Here is a 19,945-nt window from a genome sequence, read left to right as displayed (position 1 = left end):
ACATCAGCCACGGGTAAGTATGCTAAGTGTGCGGTTTGTTAATCGCCTTATCAATCACCTATTTGGTCGCGACCACGCATCACAATTTTCGGATCAGGTTCACCAACGAGTTCATAATCTTTATTGGTGTAGTCAAACTTGCTCAGAATATAGCGCATTGCATTAAGACGAGCACGCTTTTTGTCATTTGAGCGAATGGTAATCCACGGGGATTCATCGGTGTCGGTGTAGCGGAACTGTTCTTCTTTAGCACGAGTGTAATCATCCCAACGATCAAGAGAAGCAAGATCCATTGGAGAGAGTTTCCACTGGCGTACTGGATCAACTTGGCGAATAGCAAAGCGAGTACGCTGTTCTTTTTGTGATACAGAGAACCAGAACTTAGTGAGCGAAATACCTGAGCCAAGAATCATATTTTCGAGCATGGGTACTTCGCGCAAAAACTCCGCGTGCTGTGATTCTGTACAAAAGCCCATAACGCGTTCGACGCCAGAGCGGTTGTACCAAGAGCGGTCAAAGAACACGATTTCTCCAGCGGCAGGGAAATGTTGAATATAGCGCTGGAAATACCACGAAGTAGATTCACGCAATGATGGTTTTTCTAATGCCACGGTGCGCGCACCACGAGGATTGAGGTGCTCATTAAAGCGCTTAATCGTGCCACCTTTACCTGCGGCATCACGCCCCTCAAAGAGAATGATATGGCGCTGACCGGTATCTTTAGTCCAGTTTTGCCATTTGAGCAACTCGATTTGGAGTGCACGTTTTGTGTGCTCATATTCTTCTCGAGTCATGCGCTCTGAGTATGGGTAATTTTCTTTCCATGTATCAATAGGGGTACCGTCAGGAGCCAGAAGAACTGGATCGTCTTCATCGGTATCATCAACGAGATAGCCCTCGGTAGCAGCTAGGTCAATTACTGGGAGATCATTATCCGTGTCAGCCATAGTTTTAATTGTAGCCCCTAGCAGCCATGAAGGTGCGGTGAGCCAAAAGTTTTCTCCCCCACTCACCACCTACGGCATATAGAACACATACGGAGCACACATGAAAAAGCAATCCCACGTCCTGTTTTAGTGAAATGAACGTGGGATTGCACGCATCTAGCTCTGCTAGATGTTATCTACTTAATCGATGAATGCGCTCAGCTTAGAAGCCCATGCCACCCATCTCATCAGCACCTGGCATAGCTGGCGCAGCTGGTTCTGGTTTATCTGCTACTACAGCCTCGGTGGTAAGGAAGAGTGCTGCAATGGATGCAGCGTTTTGCAGTGCAGAACGAGTAACCTTTACTGGGTCGTTGATGCCTGCTGCCATGAGGTCAACGTATTCACCAGTTGCCGCATTCAAGCCTTCACCTGCTGGAAGTGAAGAAACTTTATCAGCAACAACACCTGGCTCAAGACCAGCGTTATAGGCGATTTGCTTTAGTGGAGCAGATAGTGCTTCACGAACAATTTTCACACCAGTTGCCTCGTCGCCAGAAAGCTCAAGATCATTGTCGAGCACGTGAGCTGCCTGGAGCAGTGCAACACCACCACCAGCAACGATACCTTCTTCAACCGCTGCCTTTGCGTTGCGAACAGCATCTTCGATGCGGTGCTTGCGTTCTTTAAGCTCAACCTCAGTTGCTGCACCAACCTTAATCACAGCAACGCCACCAGCGAGTTTCGCAAGACGCTCTTGGAGTTTCTCACGGTCATATTCGGAATCAGAGTTCTCGATCTCAGCGCGGATTTGCTTTACGCGACCTTGGATTTGCTCTGCGTCTCCTGAGCCCTCAACGATAGTGGTGTCGTCTTTAGTGACCACAACCTTGCGAGCACGACCCAAAAGTGGCAGGTCAGCAGTCTCTAGTGAAAGACCAACTTCCTCAGAAATAACCTGACCACCAGTCAAGATAGCGATATCTTGTAGTTGAGCTTTGCGACGATCACCAAAGCCTGGTGCCTTCACTGCAACAGACTTGAAAGTACCGCGAATCTTGTTGACTACCAGGGTAGACAAAGCCTCGCCCTCAACATCTTCAGCAATGATAAGCAATGGCTTACCGGACTGCATGACCTTCTCAAGCAATGGGAGGAGATCTTTAATGTTTGAGATCTTGCCAGAAACAAGCAAGACATATGGATCTTCTAGTACCGCTTCTTGGCGTTCCATGTCGGTAGCGAAGTAACCAGAGATGTAGCCCTTGTCAAAGCGCATACCCTCAGTAACCTCGAGATCAACACCGAAAGTGTTTGATTCTTCTACGGTAATAACAGATTCTTTGTTGAGCTTTCCACCGCCCACAGCATACATAGCTTTAGCGATCTGAGCACCAATAGCTGGGTCAGCAGCAGAAATACCGGCGGTTGCAGCGATCTGCTCCTCGGTTTCTACTTCTTTTGCACCAGCAAGGAGGTTTTCTGTAACCTTTGCCACGGCTTTTTCAATACCGCGCTTAATGCCCATTGGGTTTGAGCCAGCTGCTACATTGCGTAGTCCTTCACGAACCAAAGCCTGAGCCAAAACAGTAGCGGTAGTAGTACCGTCACCTGCTACGTCGTCAGTTTTCTTAGCAACCTCTTTAACGAGCTCTGCACCGATCTTCTCATATGGGTCTTCGAGTTCGATCTCGCGAGCGATAGAGACACCGTCGTTAGTGATAGTTGGGGCACCCCAGCTCTTTTCTAACACAACATTGCGTCCCTTTGGACCTAAGGTAACTTTAACGGCATCTGCCAAAGTATTAAGACCTTTTTCTAGGCCACGACGTGCTTCTTCATCAAAGGCAATAATTTTTGCCATGCGAATTGCGCTCCTTAAAACTCAATAGCACGACGACACTCAAGCGTCATGATAAGTTGCTTAGCCCAAGTGCCCGCGACGGCATGGAAATGTGAGTGGCATTTCCTCACCTAGACCATGAACTTGTGGTTTATTTTCTTTTATTTTTTAGCACTCTCATATTTCAAGTGCTAAGTCCCTTTTTTAGCAGTCTCACCCAAACAGTGCAAGATAACACTGTACGCCTTGAGAGAACATCAAGCTCTAACCCCATTCCACGCACACAACGTAGCGCACCACGTAGCGTACAATGCATCGCATAATGCACCAATACGCATAGCACTCCTATACTGTTTTTATGAGCACTACATTATCCCCAGAATTAGTAACCTCACTGAAGAAACATATCAGCGCCCAGCGCGATACTATTTGGCAAGATCTTCGTGAACTTACTGCCTTTAACTCCGTCCATTCCCGTCCTGAATGCGCCCAGGATCACGCAGCAGCTGCGCAGTGGGTAGCACAGGCTCTGGAAAAAGTGGGACTCACCGTAGAAACATATCCCGTCGAAGGCGGTGCCACCACGCTCATTGGTCGTAAAGCAGCACAAGCAGATGCACCCACCATCTTGCTCTACGCACACTATGACGTCGTCCCAGCGGGAGATCCAGAGGCATGGACGAACAATCCCTTCGAGCTTACCGAACGTGATGGACGTTGGTATGCGCGAGGCGCAGCAGATTGCAAAGGTAACTTGGTGATGCACCTTGCCGCACTACGCGCTTTAGCAGCAGCTGGTGGCAGTGACTTAGGAATCATTTTCCTCGTAGAAGGCTCCGAAGAACAAGGTGGTGCGGAACTTTCTCACCTGATCGAAACACGCCCTGAACTGTTCCGCAGTGACATCATCTTTATCGCTGACTCTGGCAATGCAGCAGTAGGAGTACCTACGTTAACCACCTCACTACGCGGTGGTGCACAAATTACAGTACGGGTAGATACTCTCGCCGCCCCTGTTCATTCAGGTAGTTTTGGTGGGGCTGCACCCGATGCTGTCGCTGCACTGGTACGTATTCTTGACTCCTTGCGCGATGAGCATGGTCGCACAGTCATTGATGGCGTTGATACCAGCACAACCTGGCAAGGAACTTCCTATGATAGGCAAGATTTCCGCACTGACGCAGGCATTTTAGATGGAGTTGCCATCATGGGTACCCCAGATGATGATCCTGCCGATATGGTATGGGCTCGTCCTGCTATATCTATTACTGGTTTTAGCTCCACCGAGGTCGCCAAGGCAGTTAATGCCGTTCCAGCCACTGCCAGCGCCCGCCTGAACCTGCGTGTCCCCATCAACTATGACAGTCATGAGGTAGCACAGGCAGTAGCAGCACATATTCATGCTCACACTCCTTGGGGCGCTCGTGTTCAGGTTGATATTGACGATGTCAATGCGCCGTTCGCTACTGATACCCGTGGCCAGGCGCTGTCACATCTCGCTCAGTGTCTCAGCGCGGCTTATGATGGCAAAGAAGTCACACACCTAGGTTCTGGTGGTTCTATTCCACTGTGCTCTGAGCTTATCGACGCTATGCCCCATGCTGAACTTGCTCTCTTTGGTGTCGAAGAACCTCGCAGTGTTATCCACTCACCTGATGAGTCGGTAGATCCACAAGAAATCATTGATATTGCTACTGCAGAGGCGGCGTTCTTGGCGAGCTATAAAAAATAATTTCTGCCTCTATCTATCCTGATAAGGCTGCGCTACACTCACTGTATGAATATATCTTCGCGCATACAACGAGCCTGGTCTGTAGTATATCCGCCCGCTACCTCGGGCGGTCGCATTCATGGTCTAGACCCTGCTCGCGCCCTGGCAATCATTGGTATGGTTGCGAGCCATTTAGCACCAAGTTCAGCGCAAAACAATCCACTGATTCATGGTTTCCCCTCGGCACTTTTTGCGGTTTTAGCAGGGGTTTCCATGTCGATTATGGCCAGTTCAGGTAATGCCGCAGGTGGCATAGCCGCAACACGAGCTCACCACAGATTATTGATCCGTGGCGTTATTATTTTTGCCATTGGGTTATTCCTGTCCTCAGTACAAATCAGCATTGCTGTAGTGCTGTTGTCTATTGCCGCGATCTTATTCTTCTTACCACCAGTAACGCATATGCGTACTCGCAATGTGTGGATATTATTCTTCATCTTGCTTGTCGTAGGTTCCGCGTTAACGTCGCTGCTTACTCAATTAGGTTCCGTTATGATGCTGGTGGGTACTCCTTATCCGCTCAATGCTTGGCTATGTTATGGCACAGCGGGAATTCTTATCCATCGATTCCTGGTCTTTTCCCGAAAAACACAGATTATTACTTTTCTTCTTACTGGTACGCTCAGCGCAGTCCTCTACTGGTATCTCTCTCGTTCCATAAGCGATTCTCTTAGTTCACAAAGCAGCGGTGGAAAATGGTCCGAAGGAAGCAGTAGCTGGTCTACCATGCCAGATTCTTCAATGAGTTTCCACCAAGCATTTCTTAGCTCGTGGGTAAGCAAGGAACCGCATACTGGTGGGATCGTCGATATTCTTTTCTCTTTGTGCGTCGCCCTTGCTGTTATTTCACTGTGTCTGTTGGTATGCACCCCGCGCATGGGAGCTGCCCTCTGTTATCCATTGCGTGCTCTGGGATCAATGGCGCTGACTTCTTATGTCATCCATGTACTCAGTGCTGGCATTTTCCTTTCCGGAAACATAGATATGGTTCAGGCTTATCATAATAGATGGATCGATAGCTCTAGCAGTGCCTATTCAGATCCGCAATCTGACTCACTGTCGTGGTCACGCTATCAGGAGAAGGTTGCTGCTGCCGGTAATTGGGAAGAATTCACCGAAAAGCAAAATGCCTATTATGCACAGAAATTCTCTGAAAGCAGCGATTCCATGCCAGATGTCGCCGACCTAGACTCATGGTCTGGATTCTTTATCACCATTGCCATCGTGCTCATTTTCGCAACCCTCTGGCGTCTATTCTTCCGACGCGGCCCCATTGAAGCTCTGGTGGCGTGGGGTGAAAAACGTGGACTTCGTGCCAACCGAGCACCCCGAGGAAACCCATCACAAAACCAAGCACCCGCGCTCACCGAAGAAAACCCAGAGAATAACAGCATCACGGTAAGCGTTATCAAGCCAAAACAGTTTTTAAGCTAAAATAAAAAGGTACGTGAGTGTCTTTTTACGAGTTAACTCGCACAGTCCGTACTCAAACTACACTGTAAAGGATCCACCGACCAGTGCTTTTCCTATTTTTTGCACTCGCCGGCGCTTCTATTCTTGCCCCATTCCTCATCGCACGGCTGGGGCAAAAAGCATTTGGCTTGCTCGCCCTCGTGCCCGCCTGTGGTTTTATCTGGGTACTTACCCTCTTTACCTCAGGCACTTTCGACGCAGGCGGCAGCCTGGGCGCACACTATAACTGGATGAGCAATGCTCATCTTGACCTCAGCTTCCGCCTCGATGCTCTTTCTGGATTTTTTAGCCTGATCATTCTTGGCATCGGCGCATTAGTGCTATTTTACTGCTGGGGTTATTTTGATTCCGCCCCCATAAGGCTACGTGCGTTCGCTGGAAATATGAGCGCGTTTACGTTAGCAATGTACGGACTCGTTATCTCGGATAATTTGCTCCTCCTCTATGTTTTTTGGGAAATAACTTCTGTACTATCCTTCCTGCTCGTAGGCTATTATGGCGAACGCGCCTCATCTCGTCGAGCAGCTACTCAAGCACTCATGATTACCACTCTTGGGGGCTTAGCGATGCTCGTAGGCATCATTGTGTTGGGCAGACAAACTAATGTGTGGACACTCAGTGCCTTGACAGGAGCCGAACTGGAAGGGACACACCACATTTCCTATGCCCTGGTTTTCATTCTCATTGGCGCATTGAGCAAATCTGCCATTGCGCCGGCACACTTTTGGCTCCCAGGCGCAATGGCAGCCCCCACCCCAGTTTCTGCATATCTACATTCAGCAGCAATGGTCAAAGCAGGCATCTATCTCATTGCCCGCTTTGCCCCAGAAGTACATTTTTCAAGCGCATGGCACGTGGTCATCATGCCGCTGGGAATTCTTAGCATGGTCATGGCAGGCTGGATGTCTTTGCGACAAAAAGACCTAAAATTAGTCCTCGCCTACGGCACTCTCAGCCAACTTGGTTTCATCACCACAATCATCGGCATTGGTTCCCAAGAAACCTTATTCGCTGGTCTTGCCCTCACATTCGCCCATAGCCTATTCAAGGCAACCCTATTCATGGTTGTGGGAGCTATCGACCACACCACTGGCACGCGTGATTGTCGAGAGCTATCGGGACTAGGCAAGAAACAACCACTATTGGCAGGAATCGCCCTCATTGCCACAGCGTCGATGGCAGGTATTATCCCCACCTATGGTTTTGTGGCAAAAGAAACTGTACTCAATACCATCATGCATGAACAATTACTACACGGTATGCCAGCAAAAATGGTACTAGCCGGCATAATTATTGGCTCAATCATGACGGTCGCTTATTCTTTACACTTCCTACACGGCGCTTTTGCCACAAAAGACACTACCCATTCCAGCGGTGGCGGTATTGCACCAAAAGTTGCCCAGATGCACACGCTACACACACGACTATGGCTACCACCTGCACTATTGAGTGCACTGTGCCTTGTCTTTGGGGTTGCCCCAGATCTCATCGGTTCGCTAATCCGCGTACATATCTCCACCCTTTTCCCAGAGAACACCCATATGCCGCACTTAGCGCTCTGGCATGGGTGGACTGTGGCTCTATTCATAAGCATCGGCATTATCACTGCTGGTTGTGCTATATTTTGGCAGCGTAAGACCGTCGCAAAGCTCTATTTTTCTGAGCCAGCGCTTGGCGACGCCAACGCAGCCTATGACACAATCCTGGCATTTTTACGCACAATATCACTGCGTCTTACTGCCTCAACACAGCGTGGTTCCTTGGTTTTTAACCTCGGCATTATCTTTGTGGTGCTGTGCATAATGCCTATGGCTGCGCTACTCATAGGCGAGCGCACTATCATCCGCATGGATGCGTGGACCACGCCCCTGCAAGCAGTAGCGGCAGGAATTATGGTCATCATGGCTATTGCTGCAGCTACCGTGCATAACCGGTTATCAGGATTATTATTCGTTGGCGCTACGGGCTATGGGGTAGCTTTCATCTTTGCCACCTATGGTGCACCTGATTTAGCCCTTACCCAGTTGCTTGTCGAAACCATTACCGTCGTAGTATTCATGCTGGTATTGCGTCGATTCCCAGCAGAAACACAATGGCGATCCCACCCCAAAACGATTCGATTCCGAGCATGGCTTTCTATTGCCGTGGGCATTGCCGTCACCATTTTTAGCACCTACGCTATCAATGCCCGAACTCTCGATTCCATTGCCACCACTATCCCTGACCTCGCCTATGAGATTGGTCATGGCGCAAATGCCGTCAATGTTCTCTTGGTTGATATACGCGCCTGGGATACATTCGGCGAAATCAGCGTTTTAGTTATTGCTGCCATTGGTGTTGCCTCACTGGTGTACCGCACCCGAACTTTCCGACGAGAATCTCGACGACCCACCCTAAGCACTACAGGGCGTCGGTGGCTTGCTTCAGCAAAATCCGATACCGCACGTAATCGTTCCTTGCTGGTCAATGTGACCACACGGCTGCTCTTCCCCACCATCATGATATTGAGTCTGTATTTCTTCTTTGCTGGTCACAATGCCCCCGGCGGTGGTTTTGCCGGCGGTCTTGTGGCTAGCTTAGGTATTGTGCTGCGCTACTTGGCAGGTGGCAAAGCAGAACTAGAAGAAACATTCCCTATTGATGCAGCACGCGTTCTTGGTGTTGGCTTATTGTTGAGTGCCATCAGTGCTATTGCCCCCTTATTCTTTGGGTATCCGCTGCTCACCTCGCTCTATTATCCAGTACATATACCGCATATTGGCACTGCTTCACTATCTTCTGTACTTGTTTTTGACGCTGGTGTGTATCTCATTGTTATTGGTTTGGTCGTCGCCATCCTCGGTTCCCTCGGTGTGCAACTAGATGAAGACGAGCATATGCGTAAACAACGAGCACGCGACCGAGCACGCCATTTGCGCAAAAAACTGCATGAACGAAAAGAGATGGAGGTACCCAGTGGTCGCTAATTTTTCTCTACTCCTAGCAGCCGCGGCACTCATCTCAGCTGGGGTGTATCTACTCCTCGACCGCGCCATGACCAAAATGATGCTTGGGCTGCTATTAGTGGGCAATGGAATCAACCTCTTGCTGCTCATGGCAGGTGGTAACCCTGGTTCTGCGCCTATTAAAGGACGTCAGTCGCTACTGTTTGGCGACACTGTAGCTGACCCACTTGCCCAAGGCATGATCTTGACTGCCATTGTGATCTCTATGGCAATGACTGCTTTTATCCTGGCACTTGCTTATCGTCAATATCGTTATCGCACCCAAGATTTGATTGATGATGATGCTGAAGATACCGCTATTGCAGCACGACCAGCCATTGCCGCAGCAGCTCCCGATCATGATGCGTCTGCCGATCCCAGTACGGGACGCCTGGGTGCTAGCGGCGATAACTTTGGCCCCAAATCCTTTGAGGCACCGGTGAAAGGAGATACTGATGAGTGATCTTTACTCCTTCTTACTAGCCTGGCTGCCCCTTATGATTCCGCTGCCGGTCCTCTTACCTGCCATTGGCGCGGCTTTGGTATTGCTCTTGAGTCCTTTTCCGCGGACTCAGCGCACGGTGACCATTGTGTTGTTGTTTTTATTGATTGCGCTCAATGTGAGTATGCTTTTTGTCGTCGACCAAGAAGGTATCCAAACAGTACAAATCGGTGGTTGGAATGCTCCGATAGGTATTACCCTAGTAGCCGATCGCTTATCGACGCTCATGCTCAGCGTTTCCTCCCTCGTCCTCTTTTGCGTAATGTGGTACGCCATTGCCCAAGGTATCCGCGATGGTGGTGAAGAAGATCCAGTAGCGGTATTCCTCCCCACATATCTTTTGCTCACGATGGGCATCAATTTATCCTTCTTGGCTGGTGATTTGTTCAATCTCTACGTGGGCTTTGAGATTTTTCTGGTCGCTTCCTACGTGTTGCTTACCTTATCGGCTTCTGCTGCCAGGGTACGCGCTGGGGTGAGCTACGTGATGGTATCCATGGCTTCCTCTTTCATCTTCCTCCTCGGGTTGGCCTTAGTATATGCCGCAGTAGGCACGCTCAATATGGCGCAAATCTCCCAGCGCATGGATTCTGTTCCCTCTGGAACCACTGCCATGATCTTTTCGGTACTCTTGGTCGCTTTCGGCATTAAAGCAGCAGTGTTCCCATTGGAGAACTGGCTGCCTGATTCTTATCCCACTGCCCCTTCCCTAGTGACAGCAGTCTTTGCTGGGCTTCTCACCAAAGTAGGCGTGTATTCGATTATTCGGATGCGTTCCACAGTGTTCATCGACGGCAGCTTGGATACTGTGCTGCTCTGGGTTGCCCTCGCCACCATGCTGGTAGGTATTTTAGGTGCAATGGCACAATCCGACATTAAGCGTCTCATGAGTTTTACCCTGGTCAGCCATATCGGTTATATGATTCTGGGCGTTGCGTTAGGTACTGCTCAAGGCTTATCTGGCGCTATTTTCTATGCCGTGCATCATATCTTGGTGCAAACCACATTATTCCTCGTCGTCGGCTTAATTGAACGACAAGCTGGCTCATCTTCACTGCGCCGACTAGGCTCTCTTGCACGTTCTTTCCCTATCCTTGGCGCTCTGTATTTAATTCCAGCGCTCAACCTCGGTGGTATTCCACCATTTTCTGGATTTTTGGGCAAAATTGTGCTGCTACAAGCAGCGGCCAACCAAGGTGGTGCCCTCAATTGGGTGCTGATTATTGGTGCAGTTATCACCAGCTTATTGACCCTCTACACAATGGTCGTGGTATGGGCAAAGGCATTTTGGCGCGACCGTGCCGACGCCCCAGAGGGCAGCACAGCTATGGCACACCCTGCGGTGTTACGCGACCTCCGCGATGAAATTGCCCTCACGGAACGCGATGATGTCGGGCGAGCACCCACTGGTATGATTGCAGCGACAATCGCCTTGGTGGCTACTTCTTTGGGCTTAACCTTTGTGGCAGGTCCAGTGTTAGCAGTGACTACGCGTGCTGCCGAGTCTGCACAAAATACCAGCATTTATCAGCAGGCAGTTTTGGGAGATACGCACAAAGCACCAACGCGTACTCTGGAACAAAAGCGTCTCGATGATGGCAGGGATCGCCGTGAATCTGGGGAGGGAGCATGATACATAAACTCCGACGAAGAATTCGCCCGTGGTTTTTATTGTGGGCAATCATTATGTGGGTACTGCTTCAAGGCACACTCACCGTCGCTCATGTTTTAGCGGGAGCCGTGCTAGGGTGTTTAGTCATGTTTGCACTGCCGTTACCAGCAATTCCTCGTGGCAATATCCACATCAATTATCGCGAACTTCTCCGCTTGGCATTGATCTGGCTCATCGGACTGGTTCGTGGAGCCTGTAGCGTAAGTTGGCTCGCGCTGCGCCCACAAGCACCACCGAAAACGGCTATTGTACAAGTGCCTATGCGCGTGGAAAGTGAATTGATTTTTGCCCTCGCCACGAGCTTGTATAACTTGCAGCCTGGTGGTTCGGTGACCGATATCGACGTAGGTAATAGAGTATGGACTGTCCATCTCCTAGATGCACATTCGCCAGAAAAAATTATGCAACAGCGTGCTGATATTGCCAGACTAGAGCGACAATTCATTCGCGCTTTTGAGAGGAGTAATCATGGATCCTGAGCTGTATAATCACTTCTTATTTGCGATTGCGGTTATTTTTGCTGTTTCTTTTATCCTGACCAGTTATCGCATTCTTGCAGGACCAAACTCCATTGATCGACTATTGGGCATGGACGGGTTAGCAGCTATGCTCCAATGCGCTTTTGCCACCTATATTTGTTTTTCGCTCGACAGTACCATCTCCAATGCCATGATTGTCATTGCTCTAGTCGGGTTTATTTCCACAGTATCTATTACTAGGTTCCGTAAAAGAGACGAGGCACGCTCATGAATACCGCCGACACAAACTTGATTCTCGATATTTTATCCTTGGCTTTCATTTTCCTCGGCGCAATTTTTGTCCTGTCAGCGGCTGTCGGTTTAGTCCGCTTTAAGGATAGTCTCTCGCGTGTTCATGCTATTACCAAACCACAAACATTGGGGTTGGTTCTTACCGTTATCGGCGCATTATTGCGCTTGCTCAGTGTGCCTGAGGTGCACCGCAGCGATATGGGTGTCTTAGTATTATTGGTGTTTTTCACCTTGATCACTAGCCCTATTACTGGGCAGCGTGTGGGACGGCTGGTGCGTCGTGAAGCGCTCTATGGGCAACCGGAAACTATGGCTCGCAATGAGGCTCCAGCTGAGCGTGCTATTCGACGCACTTAGCGTATTGGGCGCAAGGTGTCTAGCTCTGCACTTGTGGCTGCCACAACATCTGCCCAGGACTGGGTGCGCTCAAAGAGCGTGCGCTGGCGTTGGTAGCCGGCTCCTCGGGCAATAATTTCATGGATGAGGGCTAGTTCTGGTGCGCAATCAAGTTCTTGGGCGATATCGTCGAGGCGGGTTATCCAATGTGCAAGGTCTTGCGTGACTGGACATTCGTCTGTGTCGCGTGAGGTAATGATGAGTGCGTCTAGCCCATAGCGGGCAGCGCGCCATTTATTTTCTGCGATATGCCAATCTTGCAGCGTAGGGAGTTCTTCGCCACGGTCAATCATGCGGTCGAAATACACAATGAGGCAGTGGGTAAGCGCAACGATGGCGGAAAGTTCACGAATGTTGCTTGTGGCGTCGCTTATGCGGACTTCAATTGTGCCCCATTTTCCAGCTGGGCGGATATCAAAGTGCATACTGCCGGTGTGGTTAATGACCCCGGATTTATCCTGGTCTTTCATATAGGATTCCCACTGCTGCCAGTTGGCAAATTGATAAGGAAGTCCTGCTGTGGGTAATTGTTGATACAGCATGGTGCGGTTGGAGGCATAGCCGGTATCAATGCCATCCCATCCTGGTGAGGATGCTCCCAATGCCAATATGTGTGGATACATGGTGAGCATGGCGTTGATGATTGGCCAGACTCGTTCGCGTTCAGAGATACCCACGTGTACGTGAATGCCCCAGATGAGCATTTGGTTTCCCCAGTATTGAGTGCGCTCGATGATTTCTGCGTAGCTGCCTTTGTCGCTTACTGGTTGGGAGCGGAAATCACTAAAGGGGTGGGAACCCGATGACCAGAGGCGCAGGTCAAGCTGGGTGGCGGCGTGGGTTAATGCAGTGGTAGCCCGGTCGATATACTTTATGGCTTCTGGCACAGTGTGGCACACTGGGGTCACGATCTCGATGGTGTTGGCAAGAAATTCACGTTCCAGGTGTATATCTGGGTTGTGCTTTACGACGAGATCAATGACCTCACCAGCCCTGGGCACAAGATCACAGGTGGCGGGGTCGATGAGAGCAATTTCCCATTCAACACCCAAGGTAGGGTGTGGCGATGGGTGAAAGACCTGGCTCATACGCGTACTGCCTTAAATTAGAGAGTGGTGTTTTGGGTCAGCACGATTACAACGGAATTGTTCTGGTTGCTTTCTGCTGGCAATGTGTCATTGCGTGGTGCTGCAATGCCACCGAGACGAGTTGCTAGTTCCCTAGCAGCGGTTTCTTCTGCTTCATTGCCCGGAGTGAAATATACCGTTGTTTGTGCGTGGATTGGTTCTTGGTAGTTACCGGAGGCTCCAACTGTCCAGCCTTCCGCGCTGAGTTTATCTTTGGTTCGCGCAGCTAAACCGCTTTCTGTGGAGTTGTTGTAGATGTAGAGACGCATATCTTTCGCGTCTTTTGTGCGATCTATTTTTTCTTTCTTTGGAGTCTGCTCAGGTGTGCTTTCCACAGCACTGGCAGCTGGTGGCGGTGTAGGCTCCTGTGTTTCTGGCACTGGTGCCGGTTCTGGGGTTTGCGCAGCAGCGCCAGCTGCTTGTTGCTGGGCTTGTTGTTGTGCTTGTTGCTGGGCGCGTGCTATTGCCGCTTGGGATTGTTGCGCTGCATAAGAGGCTAATTGTTCTTGTGCATTCACGTCACCGGCACTATCGTCTGACTTTTTGTTGACAAGGGAATAGACTCCCCATGCTGCCAAAACAATAGCGACTGTAATAAGAATCATTGCCATCGCTCTTAGCGGGGCACCTTGAGTGTTTTCTTGCCGTTCATTCACGCTCATTATCTTACCCATCTCTGTGTCTAGCTTGAGATCTTCGCTGCGCGCGTCTATCTCGTTTGCGCCTTAATCGTGAGGCTAATACCGGATAGTGTTCCATTACCTCTGGTTGTTCAAGTGCGTGGTTGAGCAACTGATAATAGCGCACCGGGCTTATTCCCAATTCTTGTCTAATGGATTCTTCTTTTTTAGTTATAGTACGAGGTGCCGTGTTCTCATACTCAATTAGTTCTAGGCTGCTTAACTGTTCTCCACGCGGGCTATTCATGCTTTACACTGTAAATCATGTCTGTTCGTCCCATTGTTATCCACGGTGATCCCGTGCTCCACAATCCCACTACTCCAGTCACTGAGCCACTCAGTCAGTTGCAAGAACTCATTGCTGATATGTACGAAACAATGGATGCAGCCCACGGTGTTGGGTTGGCGGCAAACCAGATTGGCGTCGCAAAGCGTTTATTTGTTTACAACTGTCCTGATGAGGATGAATCTGGTGAGATACACATTCGACGCGGGTGCGTTATCAATCCAGTTTTGGAGACTTCTGAGCTGCCGGTTACTATGCCTGCCGACGACGGCAGCGATGATGAGGGCTGCTTATCGCTACCAGGTGAGGGCTTTCCTACTGGGCGCGCGCACTGGGCACGTGTGACAGGTCTTGATGAGCATGGTGATGAAGTAAGCGTGGAGGGCTATGGATTTTTTGCTCGATGTTTGCAGCATGAAGTTGGGCATCTTGATGGTTATGTGTACACGGATACTCTCATTGGCAGGTGGAAGCGTGCTGCAAAGAAAATAATTAAACGTAATGGTTGGACAACCCCTGGTGCTACCTGGTTGCCTGGGGTGGATCCTGATCCTTTTGGGCACGACGATCTCGACGATTAGTATGTTTCGTTCTGTATCACCGGATTGGAATCTGGCAGCTGGGCAACGTGTGGTGGTGCGTCGGAAAGCGGGAAATCATCACACTGATGTCATTGGTCATGTTGTCTCGGTATCTGAGGATCACGTGGTGCTTCGACCACAAAAAGTAGGTGGTTTTCCATCTAGTGCGCCTGAAATTGTCATTGCGCGCGATGATATTGCGGTTGTGCGGAAACTGAGTCCACGCACTGTGCGTAATTCGCAGATTCGTGATATTGAACGTGCTTATGCAAAGGCTTTTCCAGGTCTTGAGCACACGTGGTGTGGGCAATGGTTATTACGCGCTGGGGATGGTATTACTGAGCGTTCTAACTCGGCAGCTCCCCTGGGCAGTGCAGCATTATTTAGCCCGGTGCCGTTGGAGGAGATCACGCAATTTTATCGTGAGCATAATCTGGTGCCGCAACTTCTTATCCCAGAGCGTATTGCGCGTCCGGCGCAAAAACTGGCACAGAGCCAAGACTGGGAGCTAGGTCCGGAAATCATTGTGATGACCAGGGATCTTGCCGATATTCCTGCCCCAAAGACCACGTTACGGTTCCAGCTTGACGCTACTCCAAGCAAGCATTGGCTTGACCTGTATCATTTTCGTGGTCAGGCATTACCTGCGCGTGCCCTCGAATTGCTGTGCGCCGAAATTGATGGTCAGATGGGCTTTGGGGCTTTGTGCGATGACGCTGGGCAGATTGTTGCCATTACCCGTGGCACGATCACTGAGGCTGGGGGCGAGCAGTATTTAGGATATTCTGCAGTAGAAGTTGCTCCCGCTTGGCGACGTCGTGGCTTGGGTACTGATCTGGGGATTCATATGCTCGGGTGGGGGCAGGCACTCGGTGCTGACTATGCCTATTTGCACGTGCTTGAGTCGAATCATGCTGGTATTGGTTTGTACCAGAAGTTAGGGTTTGTGGAACATCATCGTCATCGATACGCCACTATCGCTCATAATGCCCACTAAAACTATGTAGTCTTGTGGTATGCGTATTGCGAACTGGAATGTAAACTCTGCGCGTACCAGAGTTGATCGCATGGTGGCTTTTCTTGCTCGCCATGATGTTGATGTATTGACGGTTCAAGAAACAAAGTGCAAAGATGAGCAGTTCCCTTATCAGGCATTCGAGGAATGTGGTTATCAGGTTGCTCACCTGGGTCATAATCAGTGGAATGGGGTAGCGCTTATTTCTCGAGTTGGTTTGACTGATGTATGCGAGCATTTTCCACATCAACCTGGTTTTAATAAAGACCCGGCTCAACGACAAGCCAGAGAAGCACGTGCGTTATCTGCACTGTGTCAGGGGGTGCGCGTGTGGAGTTTATATGTCCCTAATGGGCGAGAGATAGCTGACCCACATTATGACTATAAGCTGAGGTGGCTCTATAGCCTTGCCGACTATGTCACGCACAGTGCGGAGCACAAGTTGGTGCTCAGTGGTGATTTTAATATCGCGCCTGAGGATAAACACGTGTGGGATATTGAGGCTTTCATTGACAAGACGCATATTACTGAACCAGAGCGTCAAGCATTTGATAATCTCATTGATGCTGGATTATCTCTTACTTCCCCTACTGAAGGGTTTAGTTATTGGGATTATCAAGCAGGACGGTTTCAGCGTAATCAGGGAATGCTGATTGATTTTCAGTTGGCTCGTGGAGTAAGCGCTACTCAAGCATTTATCGACGTCGACGAGCGCAAAGGAAAAGGTGCTTCCGACCATGCCCCAGTGATTGTGGACTATAAAGATGAGTGAGATTCTAGACTAAAAATGCACTTTAATATCGACCTTTCTTCCTGGCAAACCATTGGGTTGGCAATTGATTACAGTATTAAGTTGGTCGCTATTGGTTTTGTGCCCGAAGGGCGCAGGCCAAGTTCTTCTACGGCATGGCTATTGGCAATTTTGGTGTTGCCCTATGTGGGATTACCACTGTTCTTGCTCATGGGCAGCCCTTATATCAACCGCAGACGTCACCGGGTGCAGCAAGAAGCAAATGACATGATGGCACAGGTGCATGAGCGAGAACCTGATTTTCCCGCTGACACTATCACTGACCCTGAGCTGCTCTCCATTATTCGGATGAATCGCGCTTTGACTTCCCTGCCAGCACTCAGTGGTATCAATCATGGTATCCATAGTGATTATGAGCGCACTATTGAGGCAATGGCTGCGGCAGTGGATAAAGCACAAAAATATGTTCATGCAGAGATTTATATTTTTGCGTGGGATCACACCACAGATGTGTTCTTTCGGGCATTAGAGCGGGCTGTGGCTCGTGGAGTAGAAGTGCGCGTGCTATTCGACCATGTGGGTAGTTGGAAATATCCTGGTTATCGCACATTGGGGCGCAAACTTAATGCGATCGGCGTGAGTTGGCACCTGATGTTACCTTTGCAACCGTGGCGGTGGCGTTTTCGCCGCCCAGACCTGCGTAACCACCGCAAGATGCTCATTATCGACGGCATCCGCGGCTTTATGGGCTCACAAAATATGATTGACTCCAGCTATCTTATGCGCAGCAATCGCAGGATTGGGCGGCATTGGGTCGATGTGATGGTGGAACTTTCTGGGCCGGTAGTGTCGTCGATGAATTATATTTTTGCGATCGATTGGTACACCGAATCAGAGGAGTTGCTTGTTATTGACGATAATGTGCCAGCCCCTGCAATTCCGCGTCAAGAGCACGATACTTCGGCAAATGTAGTGCAGCTTATTCCTTCAGGACCGGGATACCATACTGAGCCGAACCTGCGGATGTTTAATTCCATTATTCACCATGCAAAAAAGCGGCTCATCATGTGCTCGCCTTACTTTATCCCTGATGAATCCATGACCGAAGCAGTAACGTCGGCAGCCTATCGTGGTGTTGAAGTGGAACTTTATGTCAGTGAGCAGGGCGATCAATTCATGGTGCACCATGCTCAGTGTTCTTATTATCAGACTCTATTAGAAGCAGGTGTGAGGATCTTTTTGTATCGAAAACCAGCCGTGCTCCATTCTAAGTTTTTGCTTGCCGACCCAGATGCCGGTGATGGTGCGATTGGCGTGATTGGTTCTTCTAATATGGATATGCGCAGCTTTGGTCTGAACTATGAGATTTCTCTGATGAGCACGCGCGGTAATATCATTAGCCAGCTTAATGCGCTGTCGCAAGAATATCGCACTCAGTGTCGAGAGTTGTCGCTAACGGAATGGAAGAAACGCAGTTTAGCGTGCCGCTATGTTGATAATGTCATGCGACTGACCTCTGCTTTGCAGTAAGTGGATATTTTCCTGCTACCCTAATGTCCGTGCCCCAACGCTATGACAGCCCCAGAATCAACGCCCATGCTACAGCATGGACGCGCCTTAGTGAGCTGTTGCATTGGCTGCTTATCTTTGGTCTGATTTTTGCCTTGGGCATGAGCCTCAGCGTGCTTATCGACACGCTCCTAGGCATTATCATGGACTTCGATTTGCCGCACAATCTCAATTTACTTACTGCCTTTGCGCTGGGAATTTTTGCTACCGCAGTGGTACAATCATCCACTGCGATTTCTATTGCCACTATCTATTTTGTCAGCGCTGGTACCGTAGAAACTTCTGTGGCAGTGTTTATCATTTTTGGCATCAACCTAGGAACAACACTGTCTCCCCTATTGCTGTCCAACATATTCCCCGGCAATATCGCAGCAAAAAAAGCCAGTTTGCTCCATGTGCTCTTTAACACTTGCGGGTTACTCATTGCCATCCCCTTAGAGCTGAGTTTTCAGCCATTTTCTCAACTGGCTCAGGCATTAAGTCCAGCTATTGGTTCTTTTTCCACTCATTCTTTCTCAGCAGCACCTTGGTTATCTGTAGGCAAGCACTCCATCATGGCATCTATCGCCATAATTATGGGCTGCTCATTCCTGGCAGTGCTATGCATACGTCTCATTGCCACACTCAGCGCCCGTATTGTTGCTGGTACTGGGTTTGGCATCTTGGAAAGGGCTGGCAACTTAGGCACCAGCATTGGCCTGGCTGCTGGAGCATTAGTGACAATTCTAGTGGGCACTTCCTCCACTACGGTTACTGCTGTGACAGCCATGGCGTCGCGTCGCTGTCTTAGTGAACGCGTTAGTCTGGCAGTCATTATTGGCGCCAATATGGGTACCACTATCAGCGGTATTTTTGTCAGCTTTAGCTTATCCCATACCAGTCCCGCTGCCCTTCATGTAGCCCTCGTCCATGTTCTATTCAACGTGGTTATTGCGTTTTTGGTACTGCTCATCCCACAACTACGCTTTGGTCTGATGAGGCTTGCCGACTACTGCGCTCACCTTATGCAACGGCATTTCTTCCTGAGTAACTTAGTGCTGTTTCTCGTATGGTTTGCCATCCCCGCTGCACTATTCCTGACATAATAATTGCCCAAGTTTTTCTTTCAACCCAGGCCAAGCCTGGGCAAAAGCCGGCAACAGTTTCAGCTCGGTGACTTCATCCCAATCCACCCAACGCAATTCCGCCGACTCAGCATTGGGCACCACTGTTAATTGGTGCATGGCACGAGCAATAACAGTGGTATATGTCCACCCGCCAGCTAATTCTGGGCGCGCTGGATCGGCAGGAAAAGGCCCTGCGGTGATAAGAGCCTCTATAACGTGCACCTGTTCTGGGGTAATTCCTGTTTCTTCTTGGGCTTCACGCAATGCTGCTTCGATCACACTCTCGTACGGTTCTCGCGCCCCGCCTGGCAATGCCCACGTGTCTCCTTGTGCAGTCCATGCTGCGCGATGTTGCATGAGCACCGACCATTTTCCGCTACTGTCGGGAGCTACAAGTAATAATCCTGCTGCTCCTCTACTACCCCATAAGCGTGTATTATTTGGCCCTGCTGCCCATGATGCACTTGAGTTTTCTTGTTTCACAGCTGCAGCT

19 protein-coding genes are annotated in these 19,945 nt (G+C 49.8%); 13 read left to right on the top strand and 6 right to left on the bottom strand.

Annotated features, from left to right (window positions below):
- Positions 1 to 50: 50 nt before the first annotated feature.
- Together ppk2 and groL are read right to left on the bottom strand one after the other, a co-directional pair.
- Positions 51 to 947 (bottom strand): polyphosphate kinase 2, encoded by an 897-nt coding sequence (gene ppk2, locus EML15_RS04795; RefSeq protein ID WP_144273722.1) that lies wholly within the window; start codon positions 945 to 947, stop codon positions 51 to 53.
- Between the two features lie 202 nt (positions 948 to 1,149).
- On the bottom strand, positions 1,150 to 2,790 hold the full coding sequence (groL, locus tag EML15_RS04790) for a chaperonin GroEL (RefSeq protein ID WP_144273721.1): 1,641 nt from the start codon (positions 2,788 to 2,790) through the stop codon (positions 1,150 to 1,152).
- Positions 2,791 to 3,127: 337 nt separating this feature from the next.
- Between groL and EML15_RS04785 the strand changes: the two genes are divergently transcribed.
- The 8 genes from EML15_RS04785 (at position 3,128) to EML15_RS04750 (ending at position 12,298) form a co-directional block, all read left to right on the top strand.
- On the top strand, positions 3,128 to 4,501 hold the full coding sequence (locus tag EML15_RS04785; RefSeq protein ID WP_144273720.1) for a dipeptidase: 1,374 nt from the start codon (positions 3,128 to 3,130) through the stop codon (positions 4,499 to 4,501).
- A 45-nt stretch (positions 4,502 to 4,546) separates the two neighbouring features.
- Positions 4,547 to 5,974: a DUF418 domain-containing protein gene (locus EML15_RS04780; protein ID WP_144273719.1), complete on the top strand. Its 1,428-nt coding sequence runs from the start codon at positions 4,547 to 4,549 to the stop codon at positions 5,972 to 5,974.
- A gap of 83 nt (positions 5,975 to 6,057) precedes the next feature.
- Positions 6,058 to 8,979 (top strand): Na+/H+ antiporter subunit A, encoded by a 2,922-nt coding sequence (locus EML15_RS04775; RefSeq protein WP_144273718.1) that lies wholly within the window; start codon positions 6,058 to 6,060, stop codon positions 8,977 to 8,979.
- Positions 8,969 to 9,460: a Na(+)/H(+) antiporter subunit C gene (locus EML15_RS04770; protein ID WP_144273717.1), complete on the top strand. Its 492-nt coding sequence runs from the start codon at positions 8,969 to 8,971 to the stop codon at positions 9,458 to 9,460. Before EML15_RS04775 ends, EML15_RS04770 begins: the two co-directional genes overlap by 11 nt.
- Complete coding sequence (locus tag EML15_RS04765; RefSeq protein WP_144273716.1) at positions 9,453 to 11,132, top strand: Na+/H+ antiporter subunit D; 1,680 nt, start codon at positions 9,453 to 9,455, stop codon at positions 11,130 to 11,132. Before EML15_RS04770 ends, EML15_RS04765 begins: the two co-directional genes overlap by 8 nt.
- Complete coding sequence (locus EML15_RS04760; protein WP_144273715.1) at positions 11,129 to 11,650, top strand: Na+/H+ antiporter subunit E; 522 nt, start codon at positions 11,129 to 11,131, stop codon at positions 11,648 to 11,650. The genes EML15_RS04765 and EML15_RS04760 overlap by 4 nt, the downstream gene beginning before the upstream one ends.
- Positions 11,640 to 11,921, top strand: a complete 282-nt coding sequence (locus tag EML15_RS04755; RefSeq protein ID WP_144273714.1) for a monovalent cation/H+ antiporter complex subunit F — start codon at positions 11,640 to 11,642, stop codon at positions 11,919 to 11,921. Before EML15_RS04760 ends, EML15_RS04755 begins: the two co-directional genes overlap by 11 nt.
- Entirely contained in the window at positions 11,918 to 12,298 is a 381-nt protein-coding gene (locus tag EML15_RS04750; protein ID WP_144273713.1) for a monovalent cation/H(+) antiporter subunit G, read from the top strand. Before EML15_RS04755 ends, EML15_RS04750 begins: the two co-directional genes overlap by 4 nt.
- On the opposite strand, the gene EML15_RS04745 is transcribed toward EML15_RS04750, so the two are convergent.
- Genes EML15_RS04745 through EML15_RS04735 form a run of 3 tightly spaced genes read right to left on the bottom strand, consistent with a single transcriptional unit; the run spans position 12,295 to position 14,391 of the window.
- Complete coding sequence (locus EML15_RS04745; RefSeq protein WP_144273712.1) at positions 12,295 to 13,425, bottom strand: glutamate--cysteine ligase; 1,131 nt, start codon at positions 13,423 to 13,425, stop codon at positions 12,295 to 12,297. The genes EML15_RS04750 and EML15_RS04745 overlap by 4 nt on opposite strands.
- A 17-nt stretch (positions 13,426 to 13,442) precedes the next feature.
- Positions 13,443 to 14,126, bottom strand: coding sequence for a LytR C-terminal domain-containing protein (locus EML15_RS04740; protein ID WP_144273711.1), 684 nt, complete (start codon positions 14,124 to 14,126; stop codon positions 13,443 to 13,445).
- A 4-nt stretch (positions 14,127 to 14,130) separates the two neighbouring features.
- Positions 14,131 to 14,391 (bottom strand): DUF3263 domain-containing protein, encoded by a 261-nt coding sequence (locus EML15_RS04735; RefSeq protein ID WP_144273710.1) that lies wholly within the window; start codon positions 14,389 to 14,391, stop codon positions 14,131 to 14,133.
- Between the two features lie 17 nt (positions 14,392 to 14,408).
- On the opposite strand from EML15_RS04735, the gene EML15_RS04730 reads away from it, so the two are divergent.
- Genes EML15_RS04730 through EML15_RS04710 form a run of 5 tightly spaced genes read left to right on the top strand, consistent with a single transcriptional unit; the run spans position 14,409 to position 19,431 of the window.
- Positions 14,409 to 15,011 (top strand): peptide deformylase, encoded by a 603-nt coding sequence (locus EML15_RS04730; protein ID WP_144273709.1) that lies wholly within the window; start codon positions 14,409 to 14,411, stop codon positions 15,009 to 15,011.
- A 1-nt stretch (position 15,012) separates the two neighbouring features.
- Complete coding sequence (locus tag EML15_RS04725; protein ID WP_144273708.1) at positions 15,013 to 16,008, top strand: GNAT family N-acetyltransferase; 996 nt, start codon at positions 15,013 to 15,015, stop codon at positions 16,006 to 16,008.
- 19 nt (positions 16,009 to 16,027) lie between these two features.
- Entirely contained in the window at positions 16,028 to 16,798 is a 771-nt protein-coding gene (locus EML15_RS04720) for an exodeoxyribonuclease III (RefSeq protein ID WP_144273707.1), read from the top strand.
- Positions 16,799 to 16,813: 15 nt separating this feature from the next.
- Entirely contained in the window at positions 16,814 to 18,307 is a 1,494-nt protein-coding gene (gene cls, locus EML15_RS04715) for a cardiolipin synthase (RefSeq protein ID WP_144273706.1), read from the top strand.
- A 29-nt stretch (positions 18,308 to 18,336) separates the two neighbouring features.
- Positions 18,337 to 19,431 carry a hypothetical protein gene (locus EML15_RS04710; protein WP_185967175.1) on the top strand — a complete coding sequence of 365 codons (1,095 nt, stop codon included), beginning with the start codon at positions 18,337 to 18,339 and terminating at the stop codon, positions 19,429 to 19,431.
- On the opposite strand, the gene EML15_RS04705 is transcribed toward EML15_RS04710, so the two are convergent.
- Entirely contained in the window at positions 19,417 to 19,935 is a 519-nt protein-coding gene (locus EML15_RS04705) for an NUDIX hydrolase (protein WP_144273704.1), read from the bottom strand. The genes EML15_RS04710 and EML15_RS04705 overlap by 15 nt on opposite strands.
- Positions 19,936 to 19,945 lie beyond the last annotated feature (10 nt).

The organism is Corynebacterium sp. sy017 (assembly GCF_017918135.1).
In the GTDB taxonomy this organism is placed as follows: Bacteria; Actinomycetota; Actinomycetes; order Mycobacteriales; family Mycobacteriaceae; genus Corynebacterium.
Note: the sequence above shows the minus strand (reverse complement) of the source record. Positions and strands in the feature narration are given on the sequence as shown.

Excerpts from the sequence above, each read along its gene's own strand:
- EML15_RS04745 (WP_144273712.1), bottom strand. The coding sequence starts at position 13,425 with ATGAGCCAGGTCTTTCACCCATCGCCACACCCTACCTTGGGTGTTGAA.
- groL (WP_144273721.1), bottom strand. The coding sequence starts at position 2,790 with ATGGCAAAAATTATTGCCTTTGATGAAGAAGCACGTCGTGGCCTAGAA.
- EML15_RS04785 (WP_144273720.1), top strand. The coding sequence starts at position 3,128 with ATGAGCACTACATTATCCCCAGAATTAGTAACCTCACTGAAGAAACAT.
- EML15_RS04730 (WP_144273709.1), top strand. The coding sequence starts at position 14,409 with ATGTCTGTTCGTCCCATTGTTATCCACGGTGATCCCGTGCTCCACAAT.
- EML15_RS04725 (WP_144273708.1), top strand. The coding sequence starts at position 15,013 with ATGTTTCGTTCTGTATCACCGGATTGGAATCTGGCAGCTGGGCAACGT.
- EML15_RS04720 (WP_144273707.1), top strand. The coding sequence starts at position 16,028 with ATGCGTATTGCGAACTGGAATGTAAACTCTGCGCGTACCAGAGTTGAT.
- cls (WP_144273706.1), top strand. The coding sequence starts at position 16,814 with ATGCACTTTAATATCGACCTTTCTTCCTGGCAAACCATTGGGTTGGCA.
- ppk2 (WP_144273722.1), bottom strand. The coding sequence starts at position 947 with ATGGCTGACACGGATAATGATCTCCCAGTAATTGACCTAGCTGCTACC.
- EML15_RS04765 (WP_144273716.1), top strand. The coding sequence starts at position 9,453 with ATGAGTGATCTTTACTCCTTCTTACTAGCCTGGCTGCCCCTTATGATT.
- EML15_RS04750 (WP_144273713.1), top strand. The coding sequence starts at position 11,918 with ATGAATACCGCCGACACAAACTTGATTCTCGATATTTTATCCTTGGCT.
- EML15_RS04735 (WP_144273710.1), bottom strand. The coding sequence starts at position 14,391 with ATGAATAGCCCGCGTGGAGAACAGTTAAGCAGCCTAGAACTAATTGAG.
- EML15_RS04780 (WP_144273719.1), top strand. The coding sequence starts at position 4,547 with ATGAATATATCTTCGCGCATACAACGAGCCTGGTCTGTAGTATATCCG.
- EML15_RS04755 (WP_144273714.1), top strand. The coding sequence starts at position 11,640 with ATGGATCCTGAGCTGTATAATCACTTCTTATTTGCGATTGCGGTTATT.
- EML15_RS04740 (WP_144273711.1), bottom strand. The coding sequence starts at position 14,126 with ATGAGCGTGAATGAACGGCAAGAAAACACTCAAGGTGCCCCGCTAAGA.
- EML15_RS04760 (WP_144273715.1), top strand. The coding sequence starts at position 11,129 with ATGATACATAAACTCCGACGAAGAATTCGCCCGTGGTTTTTATTGTGG.